The sequence below is a fragment of the Nostoc flagelliforme FACHB-838 genome, from assembly GCF_014698065.1.
In the GTDB taxonomy this organism is placed as follows: Bacteria; Cyanobacteriota; Cyanobacteriia; order Cyanobacteriales; family Nostocaceae; genus Nostoc; species Nostoc flagelliforme_B.
On sequence record NZ_JACJSI010000242.1, the window covers coordinates 1 to 8,964 of the forward strand.

The window sequence follows — 8,964 nt, forward strand, 5'->3', positions numbered from 1 at the left end:
GCAACTGTTTCTATTAGTTGATGTATGCACAGATGTTTTGGGTATTCTGTTTGGGTTTGGTTCCACTCAGTTAGTAGAAGTTGTTTTTGTGATTCTGATATTAATGGTATTTCGCTTAGTTTCTGGGTTGGGTTACTGGTTACTGCTTCTAGGATGGTTTGCAGATTTTCTAGCATCAATGTGATGCTTTCTCCTGTAAAGTGGCGGCAGTTATAGCCTAAATTCAGCGATAACCGTGTTCCCGGAACTGCTGTTAGAGTGAGCCGGTAGTTTGTTTGCTCAACAGCGCTAATATTTCCAATCTTTAACCTACCACCCGGTTCGAGCAAAGACTCATCAAATGGTTGGTTCTCAAACACTACAATGCTTTCAAACAGAGAAGCTCCTCTGGGTAAATCACTCCACCCCTGTACCTGCACTAAGGGACTGTAATCGTACTGGAGCATTTCAGCTTGTTGAATTTGCAACTGTGTCAACCAGTCTAAAAGCAAAGCTTCGGGTAATATCTGAACTCGCAACGGTAAAGTGTTGATAAATAAACCCACCAATGACTCTACCCCCGTTATGGTAGGCGGACGACCAGACACAGTTGCACCAAACACCACATCGAACTGATTGCTGTATCGACTCAAAAGTAAGGCCCAAGCTCCCTGAACGAAAGTGTTTAAAGTTAGCTGATGGTGCCGTGCTAAGGATTGTAGAGCCGAAGTTGCCAAGGCAGATAGCTGAAGTTTTTGCTCATCGTAAAAATCTTCATCAACTAGGCTGGTAGGAGCTTTATTAATGTTTAATGGAGTCGGTTCGCTAAAGCCACTAAGTGTTTGCCGCCAAAATGCCTCTGCTTTGGTCAATTCCTGCTGTTGTAACCAAGAAATGTAGTCTTTATAGGGACGACTACTTTCTAGGTTTAAGTCTTGCCTCTGACAATATGCTTCGTAAAAACCAAATACTTCTTTGAGTACTAACGATGTTGACCATCCATCTAAGAGTAAGTGATGGTTGCTCCACATGAATTGATATGTCTTTTCATCCAGTTGAATTAGAGCTAAACGCATCAATGGTGCAGTAGTCAAGTCAAAGCCTTGGTCACGATCTGCTTGCAAGAATTTTTTAAAATCTGTTTGCTGTTTTGTTAGATCAATTCCTTGCCAATTTTGCTGTTCAAATGGTAGGTGTGCTTCCTTGAATACAACTTGTAGCGGTGTATTTAATACTTGCCAAAAGAAAGCAGTGCGTAAAATTGAGTGCCGCTTAACTACCTGATTCCATGCTTGTTTAAAAGCCGAGATATTCAAATTACCCTGCAAAGTGCAGCTGGTCTGGTTAAAATATACTTCTGATGTTGGAGCATATAAAGTATGGAATAGTATACCCTCCTGTGCTGGTGACAGGGGATAAATATCTTCTATATCCTCAGATCCAAGAAGTAAATTATCAAGTGTTTGTTGATCTATTTTTGCTAGTGGAAAATCAGAAGGTGTAAATCCACCAGCTTCTGGAGACTCACAATGATTGATTAATGCTATTAATGCTTTGACAAATTGAGAAGCTTGCTTCTCAATTGTTGAGCGCTGATGAATAGTCTCACTATATGTCCAATCAATTTTTAATTTTCCTTCAACTACTAAAGCATTAATTTCTAAAACATGACTGCGGCTATTTTGCAAACTTTGTTCCGAACCACTAGATTCTTGTGCCAGTTTAAACATCGAATCGGACAAGAATAACGAATCAAACTGACCAAGGTAGTTGAAAAGTATTTCTGCTTGAGGTAGGTTTTGTAATTGCTCAGTAATAGCTGTATCTTGTTTGAGATATCGCAGCAAACCATAACCAATACCCTGGTTGGGAATCCACCGCAATTGCTCTTTGACTGACTTTAAAACTTCTCCTAGATTGTCTGCTGCTTCTAGCTCCAGTAATACAGGAAAAACTGTAGTAAACCAACCAATAGTACGGGATATATCTATATCTTCAATGAGATTTTCTCGTCCGTGGCCTTCTAAATCAACTAATAAATAATGATCGCCACTCCATGAACTTAAGACTTGTAGTAATGCTGTCAGCAGAACATCGTTAATTTGGGTACGATATGCCTGTGACACGTTTTTCAATAAAGCATTAGTATCTTTGGCATCGAGGGTGACAGAAACAGTGTTGCTGAAGCCACCAGTATTGTCCTTACTCTGCGGATAGTCCCGTGGTATTGGGTGAACACGAAATCGAGGTTCTGCCAGCCAGTAAGACAGTTCTTGTTCTAGTGATTGCGATCGCACATACTCGTTCAAGACTTCTGCCCACTGTTGAAAAGAAGTTGTTTTTGGCGCTAGGGTAATGCTTTGATTCTGCTTGATCTGTTGGTAAACAGTTTGCAAGTCTTCTAGCAAAATCCGCCAAGAGACACCATCAACTACCAAGTGATGAATAACTAACAGTAAACGGCAAGGTTGATGTGAACCCAGGTTAAATAAGGCTACTCTCACAACAGGCCCGTCTGATAAATTCAAACTTGCTTGCACTCGATCTGCTGCCGTTTGCAGAGCAGCAGGTTGTAATGCTTCAGGTAAGGCTGACAAATCCACTTGCAAGCATGGTGATAAAGCATCTTCTGGAGCGTTGACTTGGAGCCAACCAATTGTTGAGCGAGAAAAACGTAAACGCAGGGCATCATGATGTCCAAGTAAATGCTGTACCGCCTGTCCCAACAATCCTATATCTAATGTTTGTCTTACTTGCAATAGAATTGCTTGGTTATAGTGTTGCGGTTGTGGCAATTCCTGCTCAAAAAACCATTGCTGGATAGGTGTCAGTAAGACTTTTCCGGTTACTGGACTTTGGGCGATCGCCATTACTGAGGTAGTATCTGCTACTTTAGCTAACCCAGCAATAGTTTGATATTGAAACATCTGTTTGGCGATGAGCTTAATCCCAGACTGATTAGCTCTGGCGATAATCTGAATGCTGAGGATGGAATCTCCCCCTAATTCAAAGAAGTTATCGTAAATGCCGACTTGCTTCAGCCCCAAAACTTCAGTCCAAATTGCAGTCAATCTTTCCTCAACAGGATTACGGGGAGCTACATAGGCTTCTTCCAATAGAGGTCTAGCTGTGTCAGGGGCTGGTAATGCTCGACGATCAACTTTGCCGTTCGATGTCAGTGGTAGTGCCTTTAAGTATATGAATGTAGCTGGCACCATATATTCGGGCAACTGCGCCTGTAAGAAATTCCTTAACTCTTTAACAGTTAGGGACAATCCAGGTTTTGACACCATGTATGCCACTAAGCGCTGCTGCCCTGGCTCTTGCTCCCAAGGTAAGATAACGGCCTCGCGGACTGCCTCGTGCTGCCTAAGTAGGCTCTCAATTTCGCCTAGTTCGATGCGATACCCCCTGACTTTAACTTGTTCGTCAATGCGCCCTAAGTATTCAATGTTGCCGTCTGGTAAATGGCGTGCTAAGTCACCGCTTCTGTACAACCTCGCACCTGCTTCTAGCGAGAATGGATGGGGCACAAACTTCTCTGCTGTTAAATCGGGGCGCTTGAGATAACCACGAGCTAAAGCAGCACCGCCAATGTAGAGTTCGCCTGGTACACCGACGGGCAATGGTTGCATCTGACAATCTAGGATGTATATCTGCATATTGGCAATAGGACGACCAATAGGCACTGACCCTGACAACTGCTGATCTGGAGGAGCAGTATATATGCAGCATCCTACTACTGTCTCTGTTGGCCCATACTCATTAACTAATGCGGTTTCAGGAGCATAAGTTTGCCACAAGGTCAGGTGTTGACTTAATAAGTTCTCGCCGCCAATGATAAAAGCACGAGTGCGTCCTGCTAGTTCTTCAGGAGCCAACTGCTGATTTAGTAAGGCTAGTTGGGCTGGGGTTAGTTTGATTAAGCTGAAGTTATTACCGTTACGTATTGCCGTACAAAGGTTTTCGATACTACGGTCTTCAGGTAGTATTTCTACTTTACATCCTACAAGTAAAGGTGAGAATAATCCTGTGATAGTCAAGTCAAAGGCTAGGGAAGAATGTACTGGCGCTCCTGTTCCTTGGCTAACTGTGTATGCTTCTGTACACCAATTTAAATAATTTACTAGCCCTTGGTGGACAATCATCGTGCCTTTGGGACGACCAGTTGAACCCGAAGTGTAGATTGTATAAGCCAAATTCTCTGGCGTTATCTTGTTGTTTGGGTTTTGGTCGCTTTGCCCTGCAATAGTTTGCCAATCTGTATCTAAGTAGACTACTGAGGATGTATATTCGGGTAATACCTCAATCAGTCGTTGTTGAGTGAGCAAAACTGGAACTTGACTGTCTGCTAGCATAAACGCCAGCCGTTGCTTGGGATAAGTCGGATCTAGTGGGACATAAGCCCCACCAGCTTTGAGGATACCTAACAGTCCTACTAACATCTCAAGCGATCGCTCAACGCAGATTCCTACCATTACCTCCGGGCCTACACCTAGTTTTTGCAAGTAATGAGCTAGTTGATTGGCACGTTGGTTGAGTTCGGCATAAGTTAGTTGTTGATTCTCAAAAACAACAGCAATCTTGTCAGGTGTATGCTGGGTTTGTTGCTCGAACAACTGGTGTATAAGTTGGTCTTTAGGGTAGTTAACCTGCGTGGAGTTGAATTCAAACAGTAGTTTTTCTCGTTCGCCATCGCTAAGGATATTAATCCGATCCACACTGGTATATGGCACTTCCAGAATGCTGTTCAACAGCACATAGAAATGTTCTCCCAGACGTTGAATATTATTCTCAGTTAACCAATGTTCATCGTAGTAAAAATCTGTAAATAAAACACTATCTTCATGCACACAAGATAGTTTTACCTTATAACGATCAAAGCAAGAATATTGTTTGTAAATAGAGAATGAAATGTTATTAGTAGAATATGTAGGATATTCTTCTTCATAATCAAAGCAAAATGGAAAGAATAATTGCCCTTCATTATTTTTGTTAATAACTTCTATATGTTCCCAAGCAAAATAATCTTGCCATTGATAAACATCTTTAATGGATTCTTTCAACTGATTTAAAATTTCAAAAAATGAAACATTCTCTTTTATTGAGCAGCGAATTGGTAAATATTTTCCAAACAGTCCTAGCGCTTCCTCTAGACCTTCGTAAGTTCGACCATCATAACCCATAGCAATGAGCGCGTCTGATTTTTCAGTCAGCCGCCAGAGAAGGATTTGCCAACAAGCTAGAAAGAAGAAAGAAAATGAAGTATTGTACTGTTGAGCAAATACTGCAATTTTTTCTTTTAGCTCTTGATCAACCCTTAATCTCAAAACTTGAGGTTTAAATTCTCCGTTCTTAATAGGTTGTTTTTCATAAGGAAGCTTTAAATTTAAAATAGTAGATAAATTTTGCTTGCGCCAATACTCTATTCCGGTTTGTGTATCCTCCGATTCAGTTAATTCATTAAAAATTTCAGAAATGTCAGCATATTGTAAAGGCTCATCATCTATTTGGTGATTAATTAATAATTTACTATAAATTTTAATAATTTCATTTACTAAATTTCTTAAACTTGCCGTATCTGCCGAAAGTGCAGACATATTTATAAATAAAACATATTTATCTAGTGCTAGAGTTACTAGCGAAAAATGCAAAAGTGAGTCCTGGCTCAAGTCTAAGTTTTGCTGGTTCAGGTGATTAACAATAGCCTCAAGTTTAGTTTTTTGCTCCTGCTGTCGGACACCACTTAAATCATAAGTTTTCAGTGATATTAAACTACTATCATTAATTACCTGAAATGGGATATCCATTCCAAGCGAACAAGAAAAACCTGTTCTTAAAATCTCATGTTGATTAACTACCTCATTCAAAGCTGCTTGAAAAATTTCTTCATTGAGATTGCCTTCAATCCGAACAGCACATTGAGCATGATATGGCAAACTTTGACCAACTTTATGCAACAACCATAGATGTCTTTGCTGGGGTGATAGTCGGAATGTGCTGCTCACTTTTGTTGTCATTGTTGCATTCTTCTGCATATCTCTACCTCTATGCCTTGGAATTAAATATTTTTGTTGCTTGTAGGTTCACTCATACCTACAACAATCTCTCGCAAACCAACAAATGGAGTCCGTCCATGAGCTACCAACATATTGTCTAACATCAAAATATCTTCTTGTTGCCAAAAAACAGGAATGGTTTCCTGCCTATAAGCCTCACGAAGTTCATCTAAAAACTTAATCTCAATTGGAGAACCATCACCATAGTAAGTGTTATGTGGAAGATTTTCTTCTGTAAATTCTGCTAATAATGCCTCGCGGATTTCTGTTTCTAAGGTTGAAATATTAAAAAAAGCTAGATGATTGAACCATAGCATTTCACCTGTGTGGGGATGCCTAGCTACAGCCTGACGAATAGCTCTAGTTTTGAGACAATCATTATCTTTCCATTCTGTTTCAATTCCATTTCTGCGGCAATATTCTTCTACTACATTTTTGTCTTGAGACTGAAAAACTGTTTGCCAAGGAAGACCAAAGCCATGACCAAAATTCCGAACATACATAACCCCACTTTTGATAAAACGCTCTCGAATATTTGGGTCTATGCGTGCAAAAACCTTCCGAGTATCAGCAATTGTTGTTGCTCCTCCTTGCTGTGCAGGTGTGATGCAGAAAAAGAAAATTTTTAAAGGCCAGGTCTGCTGATAGGAATTTTCATTGTGCAGAAAAATACTTTGGTCTGCACGATAATCTGTGGACGTATAAATATTCCCAGTTACACAACTGCGTGGGGAAGAACGCTCATTATATTCTAGCAAATTTGGAGAAACATTTTTGATAAATTGCTCAAATTCTGATACTCCATTAATATTGAAATTGCGAAAAAGTATTCCTCCATACTTTAACAATTGTGCCTCAAAAAATTCTCGATTATTATTTGCCCAACTGACTAAACTTACTCCTTTTATGGCTGGCTGAATAACCAATGGTAGAGAATTTTCGGGTTGTAGAGACTCTGTTTTTATTAATCCTGTTGGTGATGTATCAACAGTTTTTCGCTTAAGAGAAGGTAATTTTTTGCTCTCTATTTTCAAACCATCAAATTTTGTCATGTTTGCCTCAAGATTTAATTTATTAATTATGTAGATTTACGTTTGATATTCTTAAACTTCTGTAAACGAGCCTCTTTTAGTACTTCTTCTTGTGCCGTTTGGTATTTCTTGTCAGCTTCATCTAATAGATTTTTAAACTTACTCAACTCAGCATCAGGTTCTTTAACCACATTGGTAAGAACTGTCTCGAAATGTTCTAAAATTCGGTTGATTGTGACAGATTCAAATAAATCTTTGTTGTACTCTAAAGTTCCGGTAAGTCTATCATCTATATTTACCATGTTGAGAAGTAGATCAAACTTGGCTGTGCCATTATCTATTTCTTCAAGGCTAATAGTTAAATCGGCAACTTCTAGCGATAATATCGGACTGTTCTCAAGGACAAACTTGACTTGAAACAACGGTTGATAACTTAAATTACGCTCTGGGTTAATTGCCTCTATTAGCTTGTCAAATGGCAAGTCTTGACGATCATAAGCTGCTAGTCCTACTTCCCTAACTCTAAAAAGCAAGGCTCGAAAGCTAGGATTACCAAATAAATCGGTGCGTAATATTAGTTGATTGACAAAAAAACCAATTAAACCTTCTGTTTCGGCACGGTTACGATTAGCAACATCTGTGCCTATTACAATGTCATTTTGACCTGTATACCAGTGTAACAGAGTTTGGAAACTAGCAAGCAAGGTCATGAAAAGAGTAACACCACAATTTTGGCTCAGAAATATAAGTTGTTGAGTTAATGTGGTTGAAAGTGCAAAAGATTGAGTACCTCCTCGATAACTTTGCATAGAAGGTCGTGGTCGGTCTGTGGGTAGTGCCAGTATTGGCGGTGCGCCCTGTAATTGCTGTTGCCAATAGTTGAGTTGAGTGTGTAATACCTCACCTTCTAGCCACTGACGCTGCCAATGGGCAAAATCAGCATATTGGATGGGCAATTCTGGTAATTGTAAATCTTGTCCATTAGCATAAGCGTTGTAAATTAACGCTATTTCCCGCATTAATATTTCAATTGACCAGCCATCCGAAACAATGTGGTGCATGGTCACCAACAGTACATGGTCTAGCGAATTAATTTTGATTAGGTTAACTCGCAGTAATGGGCCAAGTTCCAAGCTGAAAGGCTGCATTGCTTCATGAGTAGCTAATCTAACAATTTCTGTCTCTTGGTAAGCAGTAGATAAATGCTGCAAATCGATTATTGGGAGATTGAGACTAGCATCAGTAGCAATAACTTGTATTGGTTGTCCATCAATAGTGAGAAAAGTTGTGCGTAATATCTCATGGCGACGCACAATTTCATTCAGACTTTGGTGTAAAGCTGTGATATCAAGTTGACCTGTAAAGCGCAGCGCCCCTGGCATATTATATTGTGGACTTTCTGGCTCTAGCTGATGCAAGAACCACAACCTAGCTTGAGCAAAAGACAACTGCAACCGTTGATTTCGGTCAATCGGTAACAAAGGCGGTGCAAGTAAAGCTTGGCTTTGTTGCCGCGTCATCTGAATTTGTTGTGCGAGTCCGCTAATAGTTGGCGCAGCAAACACACTACGTAATGGCAATTCGACATTGAAACTGCTACGTAACCGTGACACCAAACGGGTGGCAAGTAAAGAATGTCCCCCCAACTGAAAAAAGTTGTCATGAATACCGACATTTTTCAGACCCAAGACATCGAGCCAAATTCCCACTAATAATTCTTCAAATGGCGATCGCACTGTGCTAACAATTTCTGCATCCCCCACCAACTCTAAAGCTAACAATGCCTGGCGGTCAACTTTGCCATTATGATTGAGTGGCAAATGGTCTAAAAGGGCGATCGCCTGTGGAATCATATACTCAGGCAATCTCTCACTCAAAAACAGACGCAGTTGTTG

General features: G+C 40.2%; 3 protein-coding genes. All 3 read right to left on the bottom strand.

Annotation, left to right across the window (positions count from 1 at the left end; translation table 11 throughout):
• The coding region (locus H6G97_RS39065; protein ID WP_190946024.1) for a non-ribosomal peptide synthetase at positions 1 to 5,999 on the bottom strand (5,999 nt) is incomplete at its 3' end.
• A 41-nt stretch (positions 6,000 to 6,040) separates the two neighbouring features.
• The gene (locus H6G97_RS39070) at positions 6,041 to 7,090 is read right to left on the bottom strand and encodes a TauD/TfdA family dioxygenase (protein WP_190946025.1); all 1,050 of its coding nucleotides are present in this window, start codon (positions 7,088 to 7,090) and stop codon (positions 6,041 to 6,043) included.
• A 26-nt stretch (positions 7,091 to 7,116) separates the two neighbouring features.
• On the bottom strand, positions 7,117 to 8,964 hold a 1,848-nt coding region (locus tag H6G97_RS39075; RefSeq protein WP_242055866.1), incomplete at its 5' end, for a condensation domain-containing protein.